10 protein-coding genes are annotated in these 24007 nt (G+C 58.7%); 6 read left to right on the top strand and 4 right to left on the bottom strand.

Annotated elements, in window-relative coordinates:
- The first annotated feature begins 1 nt into the window (after position 1).
- Genes H6G62_RS16585 through H6G62_RS16570 form a run of 4 tightly spaced genes read left to right on the top strand, consistent with a single transcriptional unit; the run spans position 2 to position 14528 of the window.
- Positions 2–3403 (top strand): DUF6603 domain-containing protein, encoded by a 3402-nt coding sequence (locus tag H6G62_RS16585; RefSeq protein WP_190497125.1) that lies wholly within the window; start codon positions 2–4, stop codon positions 3401–3403.
- 9 nt (positions 3404–3412) lie between these two features.
- Complete coding sequence (locus tag H6G62_RS16580; RefSeq protein ID WP_190497123.1) at positions 3413–6805, top strand: hypothetical protein; 3393 nt, start codon at positions 3413–3415, stop codon at positions 6803–6805.
- A gap of 30 nt (positions 6806–6835) precedes the next feature.
- Entirely contained in the window at positions 6836–12586 is a 5751-nt protein-coding gene (locus H6G62_RS16575; protein WP_190497121.1) for a hypothetical protein, read from the top strand.
- Positions 12579–14528: a hypothetical protein gene (locus H6G62_RS16570; RefSeq protein WP_190497120.1), complete on the top strand. Its 1950-nt coding sequence runs from the start codon at positions 12579–12581 to the stop codon at positions 14526–14528. Before H6G62_RS16575 ends, H6G62_RS16570 begins: the two co-directional genes overlap by 8 nt.
- Positions 14529–14755: 227 nt before the next feature.
- Here H6G62_RS16570 and H6G62_RS16565 read toward each other — a convergent pair whose 3' ends face one another.
- A complete protein-coding gene (locus H6G62_RS16565) occupies positions 14756–17761 on the bottom strand; it encodes a cation-transporting P-type ATPase (protein ID WP_190497117.1) in 3006 nt (1001 codons plus the stop codon).
- 620 nt (positions 17762–18381) lie between these two features.
- On the bottom strand, positions 18382–20361 hold the full coding sequence (locus H6G62_RS16560) for an alpha/beta hydrolase (protein WP_190497116.1): 1980 nt from the start codon (positions 20359–20361) through the stop codon (positions 18382–18384).
- Positions 20362–20525: 164 nt separating this feature from the next.
- Here H6G62_RS16560 and H6G62_RS16555 point away from each other — a divergent pair, with 164 nt between their 5' ends.
- Positions 20526–20840 (top strand): DUF4926 domain-containing protein, encoded by a 315-nt coding sequence (locus H6G62_RS16555; RefSeq protein ID WP_190497114.1) that lies wholly within the window; start codon positions 20526–20528, stop codon positions 20838–20840.
- Positions 20841–20991: 151 nt separating this feature from the next.
- Here the strand turns inward: H6G62_RS16555 and H6G62_RS16550 are convergent, their stop codons facing one another.
- Positions 20992–22509 (bottom strand): alpha/beta hydrolase, encoded by a 1518-nt coding sequence (locus H6G62_RS16550; RefSeq protein ID WP_190497112.1) that lies wholly within the window; start codon positions 22507–22509, stop codon positions 20992–20994.
- Between the two features lie 182 nt (positions 22510–22691).
- On the opposite strand from H6G62_RS16550, the gene H6G62_RS16545 reads away from it, so the two are divergent.
- Positions 22692–23273 (top strand): Uma2 family endonuclease, encoded by a 582-nt coding sequence (locus H6G62_RS16545; RefSeq protein WP_190497111.1) that lies wholly within the window; start codon positions 22692–22694, stop codon positions 23271–23273.
- Positions 23274–23342: 69 nt separating this feature from the next.
- On the opposite strand, the gene H6G62_RS16540 is transcribed toward H6G62_RS16545, so the two are convergent.
- On the bottom strand, positions 23343–23954 hold the full coding sequence (locus H6G62_RS16540) for a mechanosensitive ion channel family protein (RefSeq protein WP_199325059.1): 612 nt from the start codon (positions 23952–23954) through the stop codon (positions 23343–23345).
- Between the last annotated feature and the right edge of the window lie 53 nt (positions 23955–24007).

The raw sequence follows: 24007 nt of genomic DNA, 5'->3' as shown, positions 1-24007 counted from the left end.
CATGACCACCCAAGGAACCTTAGAGGCGATCGCGATTGGGCTGGCAAGGCTCTTTGCTCCCCTACAAGAGGAACTGAATCCAGGACGGATACGGGTTTTCTTGGCGGAACTGGGGATGGAATTCCCGCCAGAGCTAGAAACGCGAACGGCCTTTATGAACGCCCTCGAAGGGTCGATTGCTAAAGTGACGCTGCTCCCTGAACAGGTTGTTCAGCTCATTCAAGCCATTGAAGCAGAAGAACTGTCCGAAATTACACAGATTGGGATTGACTTATTTGGCACGATTCAATCCCTGGTGGAGAGTTTCCAAACTATCGCTGACGAGTTAAGAAGCTTAGGTGGCAGCCTCTCAGGAATTTCAGTGGCTGATCTGAATGCATTTGCAGAAGAACTGCCCAAAAATATTTTTGATTATCTGGTTGTCAAAAACCTGGAAGCGACGCCAGGAATTGTCGAGATTTTTGAATTTATTGACGTGATCACCCGCCAGGAAAATATATCTGGCGACTTTACCTACACCACATGCCAAATCAAGCTGAATCAGCTTAGCCGCTTCATCACTCAGCCGGGAACCCACTTTCAAGATCTCTATGCTTGGGGTGACCCTGCCTTTGATGGCATTCGCCTGTTGCAAACCCTCGAAAGATTATTGAACAGCAGCAGCGTTCCCGCCATTTTTGATCAGACCACAACGCCGCCTGTCTTAGATTTAATTTATTTAGAAGCCACCCCTAGAACCGACCTTTCACCGAAAGGACTAGAATTTCTCCTTTTGGACAAGGTTTCCGTAGACAGCGATGGCTACAGCCTAGAGGATTGGACGATTCGTTTCGTCCTCAACACAGACTTGGGCTCCGGCGTCCGCACCCTCATTCAGCCCGATGGCAAAATCACGTTTCTTCCCCCTGCGGGAGAACTTAAGGGAGAAGCCTTTTTAGAGTGGATTGCTGGGGCTAGGGATGGAGAGCCTTACCTGATTTTGGGGCAGCCCGGTGGCAGCCGATTAGAAGCGCGACAACTCTCGATCAGAGCGGGGGTAGGCTTTGCTTGGGATACGGTCACGAGTCGCGCTTCAGGGGATTTCATCCTGGGGGGAGAAATCAAAGGCGGCAAACTGCTGATTGATTTTAGTCAAGGGGATGGCTTTTTAACCAGCATTCTGTCGAGCATTCAGTTGGAATCCAACTTTGATCTGGGCTTTGGATTTTCGGGGGGGGAAGGTCTTTTCTTCTATGGCAGCAGCACCTTACTCATTCAACTTCCTGCTCATATTGAGCTGGGCATCATCAATATCAAAGCGCTTACCCTCGGCATCGGTATTGATGCCAGCACTATTCCCATTAGCCTGAGCGCCAATATTGATGCCAACCTCGGCCCCCTACAAGCAGCGGTCGAGCAAATCGGGGTGAAGGCCGATCTGAAATTCCCCGAAAACCAGGATGGAAACTTGGGGGTCGTTGATTTGGAGATTGGCTTCAAGCCCCCCAATGGGGTGGGGCTGGCGGTGGATGCGGGCGTTGTTAAGGGCGGCGGCTACCTCTACTTCGACTTTGAACGCGAAGAATATGCCGGGGCACTGGAACTGGTCTTTAGCGGCTTTTTGACCCTCAAAGCCATCGGCCTGATTACCACCAAAATGCCCGATGGCTCTAAGGGCTTCTCCCTGCTGATCATCATCACCGCTGAGTTTGGCACGGGTTTCCAACTGGGCTTTGGCTTTGTGCTGCTGGGCGTTGGCGGACTGCTGGGGCTGAACCGCACCATGAAGCTGGAGGCGCTGACGGAGGGCATCCGCACCGGATCCGCCGCTAACGTGCTCTTCCCCCAGGACGTGGTGGCGAATGCCCCCCGGATTATCAGCGACCTGCGTCGTTTTTTCCCGCCGGAGAACGGTATTTTCGTGATTGGGCCAATGGCGAAGCTGGGCTGGGGCACCCCAGCGCTGATTACTCTTTCCCTGGGAATTATTATTCAAATTCCGCCGGGGAATATTGCCATTTTGGGGGTGCTCCGGGTAGTGCTGCCGGATGAAAAAGCACCGCTGTTGGTATTGCAGGTGGCCTTCATCGGAGCCATTGAGTTTGACAAACAGCGGGCGTATTTCTTTGCCAGCATTTTTGAGTCGCGGGTGCTGTTCATCACCCTGGAAGGGGAGATGGGTGTACTCGTGGCCTGGGGGGATGACAGCAACTTCGTAGTTAGCCTGGGGGGCTTCCATCCCCAGTTCACGCCGCCGCCCCTGCCCTTCCCCAGTCCCAAACGGGTGTCGCTCAACATCCTGAACGAATCCTGGGGACGGATTCGGGTGATGGGTTACGTTGCCGTCACGTCGAACACGGTGCAGTTGGGCGTTCGGGCAGAGCTGTGTTTCGGCTTTAGTGCCTTCAATATCGAAGGACACCTAGCCTTTGATGCCCTGTTTCAGTTCAATCCGTTCTTTTTCATCATTGAGATTTCCTGTGGGGTCTCTCTCAAGGTCTTTGGTATTGGGCTGTTTAGCATTGCCCTCCAGTTCTCCTTGGAGGGGCCGACCCCTTGGCGAGCAAAAGGCTATGGCAAGCTCAAGCTGCTTTTTTTCACCATCAAGGCCAACTTTGACTTTACTTGGGGTGAGAAGAAAGAGACGACCCTGCCTCCGATCACGGTTTTGCCACTGCTGGCTGGGGAGTTTGAGAAGATCTCGAACTGGAAGGCGCAGCTTCCGGCGTCGGTCAGTCTGTTGGTGTCTTTGCGGAAGCTGGAGGAGGGCCGCGAGGAACTGGTGCTGCACCCTATCGGCACCCTGATCGTCACCCAGCGGGCGGTGCCGTTGGATCTGCCGTTGGATAAGGTAGGGAACCAGAAGCCCAGTGATGGCAAGCGGTTCTACCTGGAGGTGACGGGGGATTTGCAAAAGGTGGCTGATCGCGCTGAGCAATTTGCGATTGCCCAGTATCAGGACTTTAAAGATGCCGACAAGCTCTCCCAAGCCCCCTTCCAACCTGAGGATGCTGGGGTGGAGATGGCGGTGGCGAATCAGGGGATCGCCACGGGTAAGGCGGTGAAGCGCAACATTCGCTACGAAACGCACATGATTGATCGCGACTTCCAGGTTGCCTTCATTACCTTCTTTGGCTTTGTCGGTCGCCTGTTTACCCACTTCCTCAACGGCAGCGCTGTGACAAAATCGGTGCTGTCTCAGCATTATCAACAGCAGTTCCAACCCTTTACCGACAAGGTAGTGGTTAGCCCTGAGCAGTTTGTGGTGGCCTCCACGGTGGATAACCGTGCCCTCAGCCAGCAGGCGATTTTTACCAGCGAGGCTAAAGCGCAGGCATTCCTCCGGGCAGAGATGGCGCGGAATGCTAACCGCCGGGGCAGGCTGCATGTGATTTCAGCGAGTGAGGTGAATATCGATGATTGAGGCAAACCGATGACGACCCTGGGCACCTATACGTTTCTCCCCTGGCTGCGAGAAGGCATCGCCAACCGAATTACGGCGGTTGATGGGGACACTGATGTGCGGGGACGCGCCGCGATCATGGTTTCCCTCAAACTCAAGGGGGATCCCCTGGAGGGCAACACCGCCCTAGAACAGGACATCACCAAAAATGTGGAACTCTATGGCCCTGGGGATATCGTCGGCATCGACACCAAGGCCATCCTCAAGGTGGAGCCCCGCAACTGGATCACCAATTTTGAAACCAACTTTCTGCCCTACATCGACTTTTATCAAGAAACCTTTCCCTGGCTCTATACCCCCGCCCAGCCCAACGCCAGCAACATCAACCGCCTGCGCCCCTGGATCATGCTGGTGGTTCTCGCTGAGGGGGAATTTCAGGAGGGACGGAGCGGGGGCAATCGCCCCCTGCCCTATGTAATCGTGGAAGACGCTAACGTCTTTCCCCCCTCGGCAGATCTTTGGGCCTGGGCGCATGTCCACGTCAACGAAGGGCTGATGAACACCACCAACGACACGGTGGACGGCATGGCCGTGGACGATATGGTGATCGAATCCAACGAAAATGGTGCCGTGACGGCCAAATTGGGGCAGACCCTCTCCCACAATCCTGATCGCGCCTATTCCCGCATTATTTCCCCTCGCAAGCTCGCCCCAAACACCGCCTATCACGCCTTCCTCGTGCCCGTGTTTGAAACCGGGCGGCTAGCAGGGATCGGGCTAGATCCCGCCAGCGCCCCCTACGCTACTCACGGTGCCTGGGATGCCTATCCCGATGGATTCCCGGTAGTCCGCCCTGAGCCCACCCACTACCCCATCTACCACCGCTGGTATTTCCGCACCAGCACCGTGGGAGATTTTGAGTACCTGGTGCGCCTGCTCAAACCCCGACCGATGGACAGCCGGGTAGGACGGCGGGCGATGGACGTACAGTTCCCCGATGGCAACCTCCCCGGCATTGACGACCCTGAACTGGGGGGCGTGTTGCAGATCGGGGGGGCGTTGCAGGTACCCTTCAGCGCCTTGAATGACACCGAGCAGCAGGAAGTGCTGAAATACGAAAATTGGGCACAGGACTATCCCCACCCCTTTCAGGAGCAGCTAGCGGCCTTCATTAACTTGGCGGAGGAGTACAGCCGTTTAGGAGCCGAAACGGCTCATCGCGACTCCCATTTGCCGGATCCGATTCGCATTGACGACACCACAGATTCAGCGGATACCGACCCCGACCCGTTGATCACGCCGCCCTTGTATGGACGCTGGCACGCCAAAATGCAGCGATTGCTGCGGGATGAAGCGGGGAATCTCCTCCCGCAAAACACCAACTGGGTACATGACCTGAACCTAGATCCACGCTTTCGGGTGGCGGCGGGCTTGGGCACTCATGTGGTAAAGCAAAACCAGGAATCCTATATGGATGCCGCCTGGAAGCAAGTGGGGGATATCCTCAAGGCCAATCGCCAGATCAAATGGGCGCAGATGGCCAAGGAAATTTCCTGGATTTGGTACGATGCCCACCTGCGCCCCCTTAAGGATCGCAATCCCAATCGCTTCTTTACTCTGACGGCCCCGGTGGATAAGCGGGTGTTGGTCAACGGCACCACGCGGTTCCATGCGGTCACCACCAGCATCGTGCCTCGGGTAGCGGTGACGGCTCCCCTGCGGCGGATGATGCGATCCCGATCACGCCTGATTCAAAAACTGAATTTCCCGGTGGATCGTCCCCCAGAAGCGTTGGTTGCCCGCATTAACGCCGGGGAAGTGCGGCCCGCGCCTCCCAAAGTTACGCCCCCCAGCCTGCCCACCCCCAGCCAACTGGCGGAGGCCATGCTGCCCCAAGTGCCGGGATTCATCCTCGATGGGGTGCGGCGGATTCCGGCTTGGTTACGGTTCCTGATTGTGCTGCTGATTTCTCTGTTGGCAACGCTGCTAGGATCTGCGGTGGGGTTGATTATCGCCGTGATCGCGATCACGGCCTTTCTGTTCCTAGAGCGGATTGGACGGCAAACCGCTGCCGCCGACAGCCTCCAGGAAGAAAACCGCACCCCGGAGCAGGTGGATACCCTGCCCCAAAGCCCAGATTTCGTCCTCACCCAGCCGGGAGAAGATGCCCAGCCCAGCCAGGGCACCGCCGACAGCGCCGAGGCCACCCGCTTCAAGGTTGCCCTGAAAGACACCTACCGCCTCATCCAAGCCAGCCACCAAGCTGCCCAGGAACCACCCCGCCGTCCGCTGGATCTGCCCGCCCTCGTTGCTGGGACGTTCCAGACCCTCAACCCCACCGTCACCATCCCTAAGGCCACCCTAGCCACCATTTTTATCCCCCCCCGGATCAAGGACGCCCTCTTCGAGATTTTCGACGAGGCCATGGCCTATCCCGAATTTGACTACCCCATGTACAAACCCCTGGTGGCGATGTCTGACGAGCTGTTTTTGCCCAACCTGCAATACATCGAGCAAAACAGCATCTCTCTGCTAGAAACCAACCAGCGGTTCATCGAAGCCTACCTAGTGGGGCTCAACCATGAATTTGCGCGGGAACTGCTCTGGCGAGAATACCCCACCGACCAGCGGGGCAGCTACTTTCGCCAGTTCTGGGATGTCAGCGGCGTACTTGATCGCGAAAACCTGGACAAGGAAGCCCTGCGGGAAAAACTGCGGGACATTCCCCCGATCCATCGCTGGTCGCAGTCCTCGAATCTGGGGGATCACGACCACCGGGAGGTGCCGGGGACAACCGAGGATGAACTGGTGCTCACCATTCGCGGAGAACTGCTGAAGAAATACCCCACAGCGGTGATCTACGCCCAGAAGGCAGATTGGGCGCGGACGGGGACGGGAGCGATTGACAAAACCCAAGCCCGGAGGCTCATTCCCTTTGTGGGCGACATCGAGGAAGCCAATCCCCCCCCCGACAAAATCCGCACCCCCCTCTATGAGGCCAAGGTGGATCCCGACATTTACTTCTTCGGCTTTGACCTAACGGCAGAAGAGGCCAAGGGAGAAACGGCGTCCAATCCCAACGATGCGGGCTGGTTTTTTGTGATTAAGGAGCGCCCTGGGGAGCCCCGCTTTGGGCTGGATGTTGACCAAGACGGGGAAGCTGGGGGCGTGAAGCAGTATTGGAACGAACTGTCCTGGGCGGATGTTGGCACTGCGGACGGGAGCTTTTTGCAGCCGAGTACGCCCCCTGCTCTGACCCTGATGCCCCCACCCCCCACCGCCGAGGCCCAAGACCATCAGCAGCACGCCGAAGATCGCCAGGTGGCCTGGACAGGGAGTGTGAGCTCTGCAGAAATGGCCTACATCCTCTATCAAGTGCCAGTTCTCGTCGCTGTCCACGCCTCCGAAATGTTGCCCGACTAATGCTCTCTTAAGCCCTAGGAGATCCCCACCATGACCGTATTTGATGACACGGGCAGACAGCTCCACCAGATCCAGCAGCAGCAGGCCATCACTGGTCTGAACCTACGCCTTGCCCAGGAACACCTAGCTCAGGCTCAGGCAGCGCAGCAGCAATTGGCGCGGTATTTCGATCCCCAAAACCCCGATCATCAAGCACGGCAGCAAGCCTTGCAGGCGCAGCAGGCACAGGCAACCACGACCATCCAACAACTCACCAGCACCCTGGCAGAGGTGGCGAGCGTGAACAACCACCTCGCCACCTCCTTTTTGCCCTTTACCGATCCCCGCGAAAATCTGCGGTTCAAAAGCACCGACTATCCCATCCTGCTATTTCCCCTACGGCTGGAAACTCGGTTCAAAGCCGTGGCCGTGCCGGGATCCACCGCCACCGAGCAACTGTGGGTGCGGGTCTATCCCGATGAGTGCTTGGTGGATACCTTTGAACCCCTGCCCTCGGAGAGTGAACTCACCAGCGTCCAAAAATTCTGGGTGGATTGGGCGCTGGCAGGGGGAGTCGATGGGGAGCAGCGGGGGGCGTGGCGAACGCTGGTCGCGGGATCTGGATCCGGACGCGCTGCGTGGCTGATTCAGCAATACCGTCCCGATCTGACCCAGCCGTCCCCGCAGAAAACAGACTATGACGTGATTTTGGCGATTGCCACCGAGCAGCCCCTCCCCACAGCCGAAAAACCCGCCGTTGAAGCTTTCTGGATTGCTGGCTGGCTGGCGAATGGATCCGCCGCCGCTCAGCAGACTGCCTGGGAAACCCTGGTGGTGGCAATCGGGGCGGAACGGGCGGCAGTGGTGCGCGATCTCTACGCTCCGGTCAACTTAGCCGTGGCACCCCCCGCGCCCCTGACCCATGCGGATGCGCGGGTGGCGATCGCATGGCTGGAATTTCCTGATCGCAGCCAAACCGATAGCCAACAGCAGCCTTGGTCCCAAGCCCCTCGGGTCACCGTGCTGCCCGAACGTCTGGTCTTGGTGGGCTATCGCAACGGCGAAAAGGTGCTGGAGCAACTGGGCAGCCCCATCCCCATGCCCTTGATTGCTGGCCCCAATCCCCTCGCGACGGACGACGACCAACTGCATTTAGAAAACGGCAACATCGTCGTCAGCGATGCCATGCGCTGGATGGTGGACTTTGATCGCGCCATTGAAGTGGGCATGGGCTTTCGGGTCAATCTCAGCCCGGAGGATCGACAACTGGGGTTTGATCAACTGCTGGTGGTCGGGGTGCGGCTCAGTGCCGATGCCGCCGCCGGACAGGTCATGGTCGAAACCCTCTTCCAGCACCATGAGACGGGCAATTCGGGCTTTAGCTTGGTGCCCCAGGGCACCCCTACAAATAACACCGAAGGGGCGGGCTCCGGCTTTTCGGAGCGGGAAGACGCCGACGACACCTATGATTTAGTCTTTAACACCGCCCCCCTGACCTCCGATCCCGACTGGCGATTGCGCAGTGATGGGCAGTGGTTGGCGGATCTGCTCGGCATCCGCCTCAGCACCTTTGACCGCACCCTCCATGCCCGAGGCCGGGATCAGTGCGAAGCCCGCGCCATGAATACCGCCCTGTGGCCGGGAACCTGGGGCTACTTCATGGAATCCATGATGACCCCGGTCTTCGATGCCGCCACCATCGAAGCCACCCGCTGGTTTTTCACCCACTTTGTTTCGGCGCGGGGGCTGCTCCCTGCCATGCGCATCGGTGACCAACCCTATGGCATCCTGCCCACCACCGTGTTTAGCCGCATGACCTGGCTGCGGGGCAAACAATGGCCCCGTCCCCAGGGGGTGCCCCATCCCAGCAACTACCGCAGCTATCTCCTTGGCCTGCACCAGGTGCTCGAAACGATGCGCGCTGATTGGCAGACCCAACTCCCCAAGGTCGCCCACCTGGGCAAATCTGGCGACCCCCACCAGATTTTGCTGGATATTCTGGGATTGCATCCCACCTCAGCGGAATACTACCTGCGCCACGCCGAAAGCCTAGAGCAGTTGACTAACCGCCTCAAGCTCCAGGGCTTTTGGGGGCAGTTCATTGCGGCGTTGATGGCTCTCGGTTATCCCCAAAGCGGCATGGATCTGCTGGCGCGTCTGGGCTATACCGAAGACGCTATCCCCGAAATTTTGGAGAAATTTTTCCTCAATCAGCCCGACACGCTGTTGGGAGATCGAATCGACGATCAGCCCTTGTCTGAGACCAACCCTATCCGAGCCTATACCGAAGATGATCGCAATTACATCCGCTGGCTCATTGACACCGCCCAAACCTCCTTTGACGCCCTGCGGAAAGAGGAGGGCTTTACGGAGAATCGTAAACCCACCGCCCTGCTGTACCTAATGCTGCGCTACGCATTAGAGCAGGGCTATTGGGATGCAGGTCTGCGCCTCTTGGAAAGCGCTGAACTACTCTCCCCGGCCCAACTGGCGGCAGCACGACTGGATCCCAGCTTTATCCATGTGGGCAATCGTGCCGTGGCTGCGCCCCCCCAAACTGCCCCCAATACCCTGAAAACCTCCGGTAAACCCGTGCGGCTCGACCAGCGCAGCGAAAGCCGCTACGAGTACCTCTATCAATCCGCGCCGACCCTCACCAATAATCCCAGTTTGCTGGTGGCAGACTACATTCCCCGCATCCTCAGCCAGTTACCCGCCACCCGCTATCTGCACCAACAGATCGAAGCCCTCCAGCATCTAGAGCAAACCCCCACCGCCCGTTTGGAACGCCTGTTTGCTGAGCATATCGATCTCTGCACCTATCGGCTGGATGCTTGGCGCTGGGGATTGTTGCACTATCAACTCCTGGGAATGCGCTACGGAAGTTCCCCCGAAACATCCCCAACGGTGCCCAGCCCCAGTTTTGCTGCCGTCTCTAGTGCTTCCGTCGGTACGGCTCCGCCCCTTAGCCGTCAAGGGGTTTACGTCGGAGCCTTCGGCATCCTAGAGCAGGTGAAATCTGAGAATAAACAGCTCACCCCCGTCAACCTGGATGCAGAACTACAGGCCATCTTCAATCCTCCCAATACCGACCTGCCGCCCCTGATGCGGGACAGCACCAATGGCGGTTTTATCCATGCACCGTCCCTGAACCATGCGATCACGGCGGCTGTTCTTCGCAATGGCTACATCGCCAATGCGACTCCTGATAACCCCGATCTGCTCAAGGTCAACCTATCTTCTGAGCGGGTGCGGCGAGCCCTGGGCATCATCGAAGGCATTCGCAACGGGCAAACCCTGGGAGCCCTACTGGGATATCAGTTGGAACGGGGACTGCATGATCGCCATCCCGAGACTGAGGTCGATCAGTTCATCTACGAACTCCGCAAAGCCTTTCCCCTAGTGGCAAATCGATTCAAAGACACCCAAGGGGAAGCGAATGATCCCATCCAAGCCCTGGAGGCCCGCAACGTGATCAACGGCTACACCCTGGTGGAGCAGATTCAGAAATCCGGCATTGCCACCTATCCCTTTGGCAAGAGCAGCCTGCCCTCGATTAACCTTGCTGAGAGCGCCGTCATCAATAGCGAAGTGGATCGCATCCTCGATTTGCACGATGCCGTTGCCGATCTGGTACTGGCGGAGGGCGTGTTTCAAGCGGTGCAGGGCAACTATGGGCGGGTGGCCTCCAACCTGGATGCCTATGCTAAAGGCACCTTTCCCCCTGAGCCAGAGGTGGTGCAGACCCCCCGCAGCGGCATTAATCTGACCCACCGCCTGGGACTACACCTGCAACCCGGCCTGGATCCCGCCGTGTCCCCCAATGGCATCGCTGTCACCCCCCGCGCCCATGCCGAACCCGCCCTGAATGCGTGGCTTGATCGCACCCTGCCCGACCCCAGTACTGTCTTTTGCAAAGCTACCTACCTAGGCACAGACGGCAGCGCCCACACGGTGGAAATCAGCCAACCAGCATTGGGGCTGCAACCCCTAGACTTGATCTATCTCCTCAACCCCGAATCCAACCAGGCCATGACCGAACTGGATGATCAGGTGATGCACTACGTCCTGACCAGTTCCGCCCTCGTCCCGCCCCCCTGCTGGGATGGGGACATCACCCTTCAATACGTCTTCAAGGAATCGGGTAAGGTCTCCTTCTTTGAGCTGGGGGCGCTGATCCACAGTCTTCGCCGCGTGATTTTGCAATCGCGACCCTTGAATGCGACGGATGTGGCCATGCCCACCGAAGCCCAGGAATCCGTCGCCGCCCAAGTGACGCTGGATGAAAACCGCCTGACCCCCTTGGTGACTCAGCTTGGGGCACTGGTTACCCACCCCAACCCTGGAACGGATGACCTGAATGCCCTCATTGCTGATATCGCCCTGTGGTTGCCGGATCCTGAGACCCATCGGGATGACATGCTGGGGGCGATTGATGGTTGGATTGATCGGATGATGGCGTTATTTGCCCAGGTCGCCACCTTTGGCATTCCCCAAGCCAGCGGCGGCTTTGCCTACAATTGGAAAAAACAGCAGTTACGTGCCCTACGAAGCCAGATCGATGTCCTGGTAGAACGCTGGGAAGACAAGCTCAGCCGCTTTAACACCCTGCTCACCGTAGACTATCCCACCGCAACCACGGATGAAGATCGGGTACCCCTGCTGCGGCAAGCCGAATCCCTGGTGTCTACGGAACTCACGGTGCCCCTGCCCGTGACGGTGACCAACTACCGCATAGAGGTCGAGGCCAAAGCCACCACCTTTGAGTCCGTGCTGAATGCTTTCCGCGCTTTGCAAACGGCACCCACCACCACCCTGGCGCAACTACGGCTGGATATTCTGGCGCAGTTGCCCCTGGATGCCTACGACTACCAACCCTTTGACCTGGCCACCGTGGAAGGGGAAATCCTGCGGTTTGTGGGGGATTTATACGCTCAAGTCAACCAGTTGCAGACAGCAGTGGTGCGACGACAAACCACTGCGAATGACCAAATCCTCGCGGCCCTGGCCTTGAGCAACTCCCCAGCCCAGGTGGAAGGTCTGGTAAAAGCGGCAAAAACCTTGTTGGGAGAGGATTTCAAAATTGTGCCGGAGTTCACCCTGGCTCCCGACCAAGCCAGGGAATGGGGCAATGCCTGGGTCAATCGAGCCGAGATCCTCACCTACCTGACGGATGCGGAACCCGGTGGCCTAGGGCGAACCTTCCCTGTGGATGAGTGGCTATATGGGGTCGCCCGCGTGCGCGAAAACGCCGCTCACTGGGAGCGCATCCTCATGCTGAGCCAAGCCTTTGGCACTGGGGATCCCACCCTAGAGCCGATTCAACTGCCCTATAAAGCAGGCGATCACTGGCTGGCCATGTCCCATCCCCCGCACTATTCATTTGATAGCGATCACCTGCTCTACACCGCCCACTACGCTGTGCCCTTCAACCCCAGCGCTGCCCAGTGTGGCTTACTGCTAGACGAATGGACCGAGGTGATCCCCACCCGCGAAGAAACCACAGGCATCACCTTTAACTATGATCGCCCCAATGCCGAGCCGCCCCAAACCCTACTGCTGGTCACCAGCCCCCACCTAGAAGGCGACTGGCGCTGGGAAGATCTAGTCGATGCCATCCGCGAAACCCTGGAAGAAGCCCGTCTGCGGGCGATCGAGCCCACCCAGATAGACGACACCAGCTATGCCCGCTTCCTACCCGCCACCCTTTCAGCGGTGACCTTCCACCCCATCACCATCATGCTCAACCTGGCTCTTAACAACGCCGTTTACAGCCTTATCTCCCCCGAAACCAATGCCTGAACCTGCTCCCATTCAAAACATGGTGGCGACGCTCGCCCAGCGACGCTTGCCCACTATCACCCTCTGGAATCGCCTGGAAGGGCGGCCCCGATGCGAGGAGTTTGACCGCGCCCTCGAAGCTGAGGTGCGGGATGCCCTGTGGATGCTCTGCAAACAGTGGCAAATGGGCGAATTCCTCGGGGACGATGCCGGGTCGCCCATCTTTGCCAAAGTCCACATGGGCTCCACCCAGATCACCAAATACCAACCCCACGGCCACGATCCCCGCCCCTTTGCCGATGAGGTTCCCTTGGAGGCACTGGTGGAAAATCGCCCGGTGCCCTTCGCAATCGGTACCCAGTCCGTTTCCCTAGATCTGCGGCTGTTGATGGGACGGCATTGGCTCAAACTGGTCAACGGTGCAGTTGGCAACTTCGACGCCGACTACATCCGGGAATACCCCATTGATGAGCCTGATCCCGAGGCGGAGGCCGATGCCCAAATCTGTGCCCATCCCGAAGCTTGGCAGCAGGTCACCGCCGTCGCTGGACGGATGATGGATGGCTACAGGTTCTACCAAGCACTGACAGCCAATTCCCCTCGGGCAGCTCATGGAGGGACGACGATTCCGGGTGATCGTCATGGCGAGATCGATGCCCTGGCCGCGCAATTCATTTCCTGGTTTCAGCGCCAGTTCTACCAGCCTGCAACCACCCAAGGAGAGGCCTGGAAGCCTGCCCAACTGGAATATCAGTTTGCCTGCTCGGCCCCCGTCCCCGACGGTGAAAAGGTCTACGTGGCAGAGGAGTACTACCACGGTCGTCTCGACTGGTACAACCTGGATGTGGATCCCACCCAGAAGGAATTGGTGATCCCCAGCCCCATGCCGGATCCCGACAGTCCTGACCCTGAGCTTCCCAGCCCTGAAGACGCTTCCCCCCTCGACAGTGCTCCTACGCCCCTCTCCTTCATCCCTACCCAAATCAGCTATGAGGGAATGCCCAATACCCGCTGGTGGGCTTTTGAAGACCGCAAAACCAACTTCGGCGACATCAACCCTAAAACCCAAGATCTCTCCAAGCTGCTGTTTATGGAGTTTGGCTTGGTCTATGCCAACGACTGGTTCCTAATTTCCTATCCCCTACCTGCCGGAAGCATTGCCCGCCTCAAGGGCATGGCAGTGACCAATGTGTTTGGGGAGCGCCTTTGGATTGAGCCTGTGGGCAGCGGTGTAGACGACGACTGGCAGCGCTGGAGCATGTTTACCCTGAGCACTCGTGGGCAACAACAGGTCGCGGCGGATACCAGCTTGGTACTGCTACCCACAGTGCCCAAAGTCCAGGCGGGGAAACCCCTGGAAGACATTGCCCTGATCCGCGATGAAATGGCAAACATGGTTTGGGGCATTGAAAACCGGGTGCCTCTACCCTCCGGGGAAAGCAAACCGGGGGGTGAAGCTGGATACGAACTCTACAACCATTACCAACGGCTGATTGATCAGCAGCTTGAATCCGGTGCCATAGGGGCTCCACCGGAAACCTATAACGCCCCCCTCCGCTACCAGGTAATGAACCGCGTCCCCGAAAACTGGATTCCCTTTATTCCCATGCATGTGGAGGGCAGTAACCGGGAAATCCAGATCCAGCGGGCTTCCATGCCTCGCATCTTGGTCGGGAGCCACGAACGTCCCAAGGTCAAGCCCCGCACAGTGCTGCTGCGCCAGGGATTGGATAACCAAACGGAACCCCGACAACAGTGCTATTTCCTTCACGAAGAGGAGGTACCTCGTGCTGGAGTCATTGTTTCCCAAGGCTTTCAGCGTACTCGATGGTATGGCGGACAGATATTCACTTGGATCGGGGTACATAAACAAACTGGGCGCGGTGAGGGCAACAGCGGGCTAGTCTTTGACAGCCTGGTCAGCGTTCCGGCAGAACACCAGATTCTGCGGGTGATGGAGTGAGGTGAGGTGCCTCGGCACAAAGCAAAGCGCTAACCGTTTGGACTAGACAGAGGCTGGTTCAAGTCCGGCCTGGGTTGGGACATCGGCCCAGGGTGTCGGTCATCGGCCACCCTCACCCATTTCGCCAGGGGATCATGCACCCGCTTCGGGGCTATAGTATTCGTGACCACGAATCGGTGCCATCCCCCTTCCCCGGAGGGCTAGGATCCCCGTGGTCGCCAGGATGGCTACGGCGGAGACTTGGTAGAGAGTCGATGCCGCATGAGGGCTTTGCGCAGTTCTTCTAGCCCCAGCACCATGGGCGGGCACAGCAGGAGCATAGCCCACTGGCCCAGGTTGAGCGGTGCGGTTGAAAAAATGGCTTGGAGGGGGGGCAGCTTGATGATGGCCCCGATCAAGATCCATTCGGTGGCAATGCCGAGCCAAATTAAGGGGTTAGAAAACCAGCCCAGCCGCCAGATCGGAATTTTTTCAGAGCGGCAGGCAAAGACGTTACCCGTTTGCCCCGCCACAATAGCCGCTAGGGTTAGCGTGAGGGACTGAAGGTAGATGGCCACCACCGGGGCGGGGGCGATGTGGGCCTGGAGGCCGGGGGTGACGGCTTGGATTTGGCTGAGGCTATACCCATGGCGGCTCCACACCCAGAAAAACGCGGCCATGCCCAGAATGCCTTCAATGAGTCCTAGCCAGCCATAGGCTCGCAGTAGCAGGTTGCGATCCATCAGAGGTTGATCCTTGCGCCGGGGTAATTGCGCCATGGTGCCGGGTTCGGCGACTTCGGCCCCTAGGGCCAGGGCAGGCACCATATCCGTCCCTAGATCGATGGCTAAAATTTGCATGATCACCAGGGCGGGCGGAATTTTGAGGGCCACCATGGCCAGAAACGGGAGGAGTTCTGGCACGTTGGAGGACAGGATGTAGGTGATGAATTTGCGGATGTTTTGGTAGACGGTGCGCCCTTCCTCGATGGCCCCGACGATGGTGGCAAAGTTGTCGTCGGTGAGGACGATATCGGCGGCTTCGCGGGCCACATCGGTGCCGTTCAGTCCCATGGCGATGCCGATGTGGGCCGAGCGCAGGGCGGGGGCATCGTTGACGCCATCCCCCGTTACTGCCACCACCGATCCGGTGGCCTTGTAGGCTTCCACCAGGCGCAGCTTGTGTTCGGGGGCCATGCGGGCAAACACCAGGCGAGATCGGTACTTCACCATCTGTTGAAGCTGGGCATCGGAAAGATGGCCCAGGGTGTCGCCCGTGATCACCCGCACGGGTTCGTGGGTGGCAAGGTCTGGCTCGACCAGGCCGATCTGCTGGGCAATGGCCTCCGCCGTCAGCCCATAGTCGCCCGTGACCATGGTGACGCGAATGCCCGCCTGGTGACACTGGGCAATGGCCTGGGGCACCTCTGGACGGGGTGGGTCGAACATGGCGACCAGCCCCACGAAGATTAGCCCTTGTTCCAAATCCTGGGCCTTCATATCCTTGAGGTCGGCGCTGCCGGGACGGATGGCCAGCCCCAACACCCGAAACCCCTGGCGGGCAAAGTAGTCATTGGCGGCGACCACCTGTTCCCAATCGGCATGGGTGAGGGGGGCGACGGTGCTATCCCGCAACACGCCCTGGCAGTGGCGCACTACCTCTAGGGGGGCACCCTTGGTAAAGGCTACTAGGTCGGCTTTGGCTGTCCAGGCATCGGGCAAGGAATTGTGCAGATCGGAGGGCCAGAGATCGTCGCGCCCTGCTAGCACCACCGTCATCATCCGCCGCCGCGAATCGAAGGGAATTTCCCGCTGGCGGGGGTAGCGCTGCTGTAAGACCTCCACATTCAGCCCCGCCTTGGCCGCCGCCACAATCAGGGCCGCTTCGGTGGGGTCGCCGATTTCCTGCCAACGGCTAGGGGCTGTTAGGTGGGTGAGCCGCGCATTAGAACACAGGGCGGCTCCGGTCAGCAGCAGGTTGACTTTCCAGGTAAGGGGGGAATGGGGGGGCAAATGCACCTGGCCCACGGTAGGGTCGTAGCCCGCCCCCGTGATGCGAATTTGACCGGGGAGTATGCCCTCGTTGTCATCCTTGAGCGAATCGCCAGAAATAGATTGTTCCAGCGAGGCATCCTCCGGCAGCGGCGGCAACCACAGGTGGCGCACGGTCATTTCGTTTTTGGTGAGGGTTCCGGTTTTGTCGGTGCAGATCACATTCACCGCACTCAGGGTTTCCACCGCCGACAGCCGCCGCACTAGGGCATTGCGTCGCACCATGCGCTGCACACTCATAGCCAACGCCAGGGTGACGGTGGGCAACAACCCCTCAGGCACCAGCGCCACAATGATGCCAATGGCAAAGATAAAGCTCTCCCTGATCTCCATGCCCACCAGCAGCGAGGTGAGGGTAAAGATCAGCACCCCCATGGATAGGGCAATGGCCGTAATCACCCGCACAATGTGGTTCACCTGCACCTCTAGGGTGCTGGGCTCGCGCACCACTTCAGTGGTAATGCGGGCCACCTGGCCAAACTCGGTGTGGGTGCCCGTGGCGTAGACCACCGCCAAGCCCCGCCCAGAGGCCACCGTGGCCCCCGCCAGCACTAGGTTGCTGATCTCCGCCGGATTGGCCTTTTCCACCTGGGGCTGTTCACCGGGACGTTCTAGGGGTTGGCCACCGCGCACGGGCAGAGCCACCCGCTGCCGCACGGGGTAGGCGTTGCGGGCCACGGGCAAGGATTCTCCGGTGAGTACCGAGATATCCAGATACAGACTTTCCGCCGTTACCAGACGGGCATCGGCGGGGATGCGATCACCTTCCTCCAGTTGCACCACATCCCCCCGCACCAGTTCCCGCGCCGGAAGTTGCACCAGTTCCCCGCCACGGTAGACCCGCACCAGGTTGGGCAACACATTTTTTAAAGCCGCCAGCGCCCGCTCCGCCCGAAACTCCTGCCAAAAGCTGAACAGGGCATTGATTAAAATCACCGCCCAAATCGCCCAACCCAAGGCTGGCGTATGGGAGATAAAAGCCAGGATACCCGCCACCCACAGCAGCAGCGCCATAAAGTGGGTGAGTTGGTCGGTAAATCGCAGCCAGAGCGGACGCTGGGCGGGTTCGGGGAGTTCATTGGGGCCAAAGTGAGCCAGTCGTTGCTGGGCTTCGGCCTCGGCCAACCCTTGGGGGGCAGACTCTAGATAGCCGTAAACCGCTTCGGCTGGAAGCGTCCAGATCGGACGATGGGTCGGTATCATGGCCAAGCCTTTGCACAGGATGAAGCGAAACCGTTGGATGAGCTAGGCTAAAGAGCGGCGGAAGCGATAAGAAGACGCAGGTCGGCTGTGAGGGGAGGAGAACATGAGGACGCTTACAATTGTTGCAAAAGCAACTGAGTCTTGGGCTGGGCTGCAACCTATCGTTATCTCAGTCCTGGGAATCTAATGTGGGATGTACCCAGGTACAGGACGGTTCTCCCATCCGACCGTCTGAAGCCTGCTGCTAAATCCTACTGGACTACCCTCAGATTAAAACGGCACATTGCCTCACTCCGAGGGCGCTTGAAAAGTCGGATGGTCAGCAAAAAGCTCACACGGCATAGGCTGAAAGTGGCACTGGACTGCTAAGGTAGGACACCTTGTAGAGTGCTTGCTATACAAGGGTTATAGACAACGAGATATCAGGGATCCTACTTTTAGGAACCAGTGCCAAAAAACGTTGAATTGTCGAGCGTACCTTTTGGCTGGTTGCGTTGGCCTCGACGATGGGTATAGGACTACGAGCAGCTTCCTGAGAACTCGGAGGCCATGGTTAAAATCGCCATGAGCCGAGGGGTAGCCCAATGGCTTGAGTCATGGTTTTGATCGTGACAACGGGTTTATCTCGCAGGCGGCAGCACAAACTCTGGGAACAGATCGGCAGTGCAGCTTGTATCGGGGGTGCGATTGGGATCATTCACAAAGGCGACCCCGATATCCTGGGCGCACTGGGAGGCGACGATGGCCCCATGTCCGGTGCTGGAAAACTCCACAAAGGTGCCGTTGTGCAGTCCTTCCATCACCCCGATGCCCATTTCGGTGTTGGTTTGCACGTCGTAGCGGCCTTGCAGTACCAGGGTGGGGATGGCGCTGTTGACCGGGGCATGTTCGCGGTTGGGGGCGGGTTCAACGGGCCAAAAGGAGCAGAGATCGTAGGCCTGACGAGCGGCTACCAAACGGCCCTGCCCCAGTTGGGGTATCTGCATGGCCTCGTAGTGGGCCTGGGTTTGGGCCGGGTCGCTAAAGGGCACTAGTTCGCGACAGTCTACACTGCGGAACATGCCCGTGGTGATGCCAGAATCCACCCCAGAGAAGGAGTCAGTGAGGGCCGAGACCACATCGTACACGTGGCGCACCTCGATATCAGACATGGCGTTGACGGCCTCGGTTAGGGTGGCGGCGGTGTCGCCCTCAAATTCTTCCGCCACAAAGGCAAGCAGGGTTTCCCGGTTGCGGGGCGTCTCGATATAGCCCACCCCCAGGAGGTTGACTAACAGCAGCACCCCCTCCGAGTCGGGCAGGGTGTTGGCAATCGCTTGAATCTGCTGTACCCAGCGGCTGGCGGGGCGGCTGGTTTCGGCGGTGGTAGCCCTGGCCCGCAGAATATCCTCGGCCTTGGCCTCAAAATCTCGCGCTTGCAGGCGGTAGGCCTCCGGCGACGATTCAAAGGCGGGTGGGTTGGCGGCGGTGCTGAGTATTGCCCCACTGATCACCCCGGCAAAGGTGGTGGTGATGCCCTGCTCTAGTTCTTGAACAATCAGCGGCAGGTAGGGGGCAATCTGGCCGGGGTGGTGGTTCATCAGCTCAATCAGGCTGGCAAATTCGGCGGCAGTGACGCGCTCGATGGGGGTAGTCTGCCCTAGGGGGGTGATCGGTTCCGTCAGGGGCAGGGGGGCTGCATCCAACCTGTTGAGCAGGGCTTGGGTGCGCTCCGCCAAGTTGGGGTAGGCGGCTTGGCAGGCAGCATCGGCCTCACAGTCTTCCACCAGGTTGAGGAAGCTGACCTCTAGGTCGCGGACAATCGCTTCATACTTGTTGGCCTGGAGGGGCACCGTGGAATCGAGTACCACGCTACGCACCCGGTCTGGGTGGTTGGCCATAATTCGCTGGGCCAGGTAGGTGCCGTAGGAAATGCCGTAGAGGTTGATCGGGCCGTAGCCCAGGGCGGCGGTGAGGTTCACTACATCCTGGGCGCTGTTGGGGGTGTTGTAGTGGCTGAGGTCGTTACCGTGGTTTTCTAAAATGCGGGCACAGAGATCGAAGGCGGCATAGAGCGTGATGAGATCGTCACTGGCGTTGGGAAAGCGGGCGCGCATTTGCGCCTGTAGCGGATCGAGCGTGCCCGCGTATGGGCTATTGGGATCTAAAAGTACCTTGGTGGCGGCCAACACCGCCGGGGCACAGCCCAGCCGATTGGAAAATTGCGTCCCCCGCTGATCCAGCACAATGATGTCGCGGGTTTGGCGCAGGGGTTCGTAGATTTTTGTCCGTACTTCCAATGCGCTCGATTCCAGGGTGCTGCCCCCCGGCCCACCGCGCAGATCCATCACCGGATCTGGCGCAGGGGAAAGGCTACGGCTGTGCAGCACGGCGTAGGTTAGCTCAATCTGGCGACCGTTGGGTTCGGCGTAGTTTTCCGGCACGGTGAAGAGGCCGCAGGTGATAGTTTCGCCTTCAATTTCGTTGGGCGGCAACACCGTGGGGCAGGGGATGACGGTGATTGGGTAGCGGGGAGTTTGGGCGATGGCGGGGATTTGGGCGGCGAGGGCAGCAGCGAGTGAGAGAAGGGGGAGGGAGAGAGGGCGACGGAGGAGTTTCATGGGGGCTGGATGTAGGACAGGGCAAAGGTGAGGATGTCGTGTTAACCGCTGGGGACAACCTCAGTTATGGGATACCAACGGAGTAGCATCGGTGAAACTCAGGGATGTTGTCAGTCGAATGAAGACTTGGCCCGACTGGCTACGTTGTATGTTCGGAGGCGCGGATGAAACCCGAATTGCTAGATGTGGTTGAGCTTTTGGTTGACCTCCCTGAGGCCGCACTCCAGGCAGGCGAATTGGGCACCATTGTCGAGACCTATGGCACCCAGGCCTACGAAGTCGAATTTGCAGATACCGAGGGAGCCACCCTGGCCCTGAAAGCCCTTGAGCCTGAACAGTTTGTCGTGGTATGGAAACATTCCACCCAGGCTTGGGTGCCCCTAGCCGACCGCATTGCGGCGCTCCTGCAAACCCTGCCAGAAGATCGTCAGCAGCAGGTTTTGAACTTTGCCCGATCCCTCCACAAAGCCCCGGCATAAGGGGCCGATGGAGTCGCTGGGGCCACGACTGCCAAGATCTGATCTGATTGCTGGTTGGATGGATTGGCAAGTTGACCGTGGTTTCAGTCATGGTGGCTGCTGGATGAGAGAGGGTGAAGGGGGGCAGTGCATCACTCCTAGCAAGGACTAGCTACTCGTACTCAAACCTGGGTGTGACCTCGGACAGGCAGCTACTCTCCGGTATCTGGGTGGGGTCGGCCAGAAAATCGAGGGCAATCGCCTCTACACAGGTTGCGGCTGGGGTGCCCGGTGGTGCCACCATCGAGCCGTGCCCCACACCGGGGAAGGTGTAGACATAGGCATTCTGAAAATTGCGGGCAACGGTCTCGCCGTAGCGTTGGGGCGTGACCGGGTCGTAGCCGCCATTGAGCACTAAGACGGGAATCTCGAGGTTGTCATAGGCGAAGAATGGCTCTCGCTCAACCTGAAGCAGTTCGCAGAAGCTCTGATAGGAAGCACTCTCACTCTCCCCGATCGCGATCAGCTGCTCGTAGGGGGCAGGAAACACGGTAGACGGATCTACTGCCACGGAATCGACCCGCGAACAGAGCACCGCGTGATACATGCCTGTGGCCTCAGTATCCTGGAGCTTCTCCGAGAGTGCGGTTACGGCCCAGCTAAAATCTCCCTCAGCCGCCTGGTAAATGTTCTGGGGCAGGGCTGAGGCATTCAGACTGCTGGCCATATGGGCTTCAAAAAACAGCAGAAATTCGTTTCGATCTAGCGTGGTTTCCAGGGGTTCCTTGGTGTCGGGGATCGAGAGCGTCAGCGGAGCAGGGGTTTGCTCTAGACGATCCAGCACGCTCAGAAAGACGGTTTCCAGGTTGGGGTAGGTCTGATTACACTGGGCATCGGCGGCGCAGGCGGCAAACAGGTTGCGCAGCGCCCCGCTAAAGGTGTAGGTAGCGGCCAGGTTAAAGTCGATATTCGTCGTCACCACCCCGTCGAGGATCGCACTGCGGAGCTGGGCGGTGTGTTCCTCCGCCTGCTCTAGCATGTATTGCCCCAGCAGCGTGCCGTAGGACACCCCGTAGTAATTAAACTCGTCGTAGCCCAGGGCTTCGGCCACCGCATAGATATCGGCGGCATTTTCGATGGTGTTGAAGGCGTTGGGGTTAATGCCTTCGGCCAAGCTCCGATCACGGCAGGCCACCATCCACTGGGTATCGGTCGGGGCGATTTCGTCGCGAGCCACCGCTATATTGTGATCGGTTCTCTCGGGGCAGTTAAAGAAGGGGCGTGAATGCCCAGTGCCCCGCTGATCGACAAACACGAGATCGCGCTCTTGCAGCAAGGCGGGTAACACCGGCCAGATGGTTAACACATCGACCGCAAAGGTTTTAATGGTCGTGCTGCCGGGGCCACCATTTTCCACAAACAAGGGGTCTGGGGCAGGGTTGTCGCCAATGCTGCGGGTACGGACGACCGCCACCTGAATAGTCGGCCCATCGGGCTGGCTGTGGCGTTCTGGCACGGTGACATAGCCACAGTCAGACATGGCGCTTTGCAGCGCGTTCAGACCAAAGGTGGAGCAGTCGGTGGATTCCCAAGCAGGGCTGATGGGGGCACTACCCATCGCTGGCGTGGCCGTGACGATGGTAATGCCCAGGGCAGCGAGTCCGATCAAACGATTGAATGAGTGAGTCATGGTGGGGTTTCCTGGATGGCTAGAAAAAAACGAGTCAGACGAGCATTGGGAACATTTGGTCGAGATCCCAGGGTTCTTTAGCCTGTTAACCACGAGTGTTGGCTTACCCACCAACAGAATTCTGGGATCTGGTCTTCGATAGAATGGGATCTACGGCCTTGCGTGAGCGGAGCACTGTACCCATGAGCCAAGCCCTCTCGACGGAAACCCAGCTTTTGACCTTTGAGGACTATCTGCGCCACGACGACGGCACCGATACCCGCTACGAATTGATGAACGGAGTGCTGGTGGAAATGCCCCCAGAATCGGAAGAGAACAACGAGATTGCCCGCAAGCTGTTGTTTGAGTTGGCAAAGCATCTGCCCATCTCCCTCTTGGCCTACAGAGACACCGAGATCGAAGTCACCGGGCGGCGGGCCACCTGCCGAATTCCCGATCTGCTGGTACATACCGAAGCCTCGAAAGCCGCCATCGCTGGAACGACCCGCGCCACCATTACCCGCGATATGCCGCCCCCGGCCTTGGTGGTGGAAGTGGTCAGCCCTGGGCAAATCAATCGCGAACGCGACTACCGCTACAAACACACTGAGTATGCGGCACGGGGCATTACGGAATATTGGATTGTCGATCCCGAAACCCGGCAGGTGACGCTGTGCCTGTGGGTAAACGGGCAGTATGAAGACCAGGCCTACAGCGGTGCAGAGGTAATTCAATCCACCGTAGTACCAGGTTTTGGGCTGACGGTGGCGCAGATTTTTGGGTAGGTGGGGGATAGCCATCAGAATTAGCGGGGTTGATCGGCAGGGTTAATCAGCGGGGTTGTGGCCTTCGGTCTAGGGATCGCCGTTGTTTCGGTCGTCTGGGCGCTGGGTGAGGGGCAAAATAGGGTGGCTATCTAGCTTCATCGCCCCATCTAGGGAGTAGTACTGGGGAATGCCGATCTCAATGCCATTGGCCTCTAGGGCACGCCGTACCCGCAGCCGAAACTCTCGCCCCACGGCCATGTGTTGCCCCGGTTCGGTCTGAATCCAGGTGGTGATGGTCATGCCGCTGTGGGAGACGCTGTCAATCCCCAGAATTTTGGGGGCCGCGAGAATCTTGTCGTGCCAGAGGGGGTCGTCATAGAGGTCTTGGGCGACGGCCCGCATCACCGTTAGGGCGTGGTCGGGGTCGGTGTGGTAGGCCACATCAATGCTGAAATTCACCCGTGACCAACTGCGAGTCAGGTTTTTGACTTGGGTAATGCTGCTGTTTGGGATAGTAATCAGTTCGCCGTGGCTGCTACGAATTTGGGTGACACGCATATTAAGGTTTTCTACCAGGCCCGTGGTCTGCGCTCCTAGGTCAATCACATCGCCGATGGCATACTGGTCTTCGGCCAAAATCAGAAACTGGACAGTGGGAAGTTCTGTATCCGGTAGCGGGACGCCAAGAAAAACGGACATGAGCTGAGTCAATCGACCCATCATGTCCGAAACTGGCTGATGTAAAGCCTTTC

The organism is Phormidium sp. FACHB-1136, assembly GCF_014697375.1.
Lineage (GTDB): Bacteria > Cyanobacteriota > Cyanobacteriia > Phormidesmidales > Phormidesmidaceae > Nodosilinea.
Note: the sequence above shows the minus strand (reverse complement) of the source record. Positions and strands in the feature narration are given on the sequence as shown.

Excerpts from the sequence above, each read along its gene's own strand:
- H6G62_RS16540 (WP_199325059.1), bottom strand. The coding sequence starts at position 23,954 with ATGTCCGTTTTTCTTGGCGTCCCGCTACCGGATACAGAACTTCCCACT.
- H6G62_RS16560 (WP_190497116.1), bottom strand. The coding sequence starts at position 20,361 with ATGAAACTCCTCCGTCGCCCTCTCTCCCTCCCCCTTCTCTCACTCGCT.
- H6G62_RS16555 (WP_190497114.1), top strand. The coding sequence starts at position 20,526 with ATGAAACCCGAATTGCTAGATGTGGTTGAGCTTTTGGTTGACCTCCCT.
- H6G62_RS16550 (WP_190497112.1), bottom strand. The coding sequence starts at position 22,509 with ATGACTCACTCATTCAATCGTTTGATCGGACTCGCTGCCCTGGGCATT.
- H6G62_RS16575 (WP_190497121.1), top strand. The coding sequence starts at position 6,836 with ATGACCGTATTTGATGACACGGGCAGACAGCTCCACCAGATCCAGCAG.
- H6G62_RS16570 (WP_190497120.1), top strand. The coding sequence starts at position 12,579 with ATGCCTGAACCTGCTCCCATTCAAAACATGGTGGCGACGCTCGCCCAG.
- H6G62_RS16585 (WP_190497125.1), top strand. The coding sequence starts at position 2 with ATGACCACCCAAGGAACCTTAGAGGCGATCGCGATTGGGCTGGCAAGG.
- H6G62_RS16580 (WP_190497123.1), top strand. The coding sequence starts at position 3,413 with ATGACGACCCTGGGCACCTATACGTTTCTCCCCTGGCTGCGAGAAGGC.
- H6G62_RS16565 (WP_190497117.1), bottom strand. The coding sequence starts at position 17,761 with ATGATACCGACCCATCGTCCGATCTGGACGCTTCCAGCCGAAGCGGTT.
- H6G62_RS16545 (WP_190497111.1), top strand. The coding sequence starts at position 22,692 with ATGAGCCAAGCCCTCTCGACGGAAACCCAGCTTTTGACCTTTGAGGAC.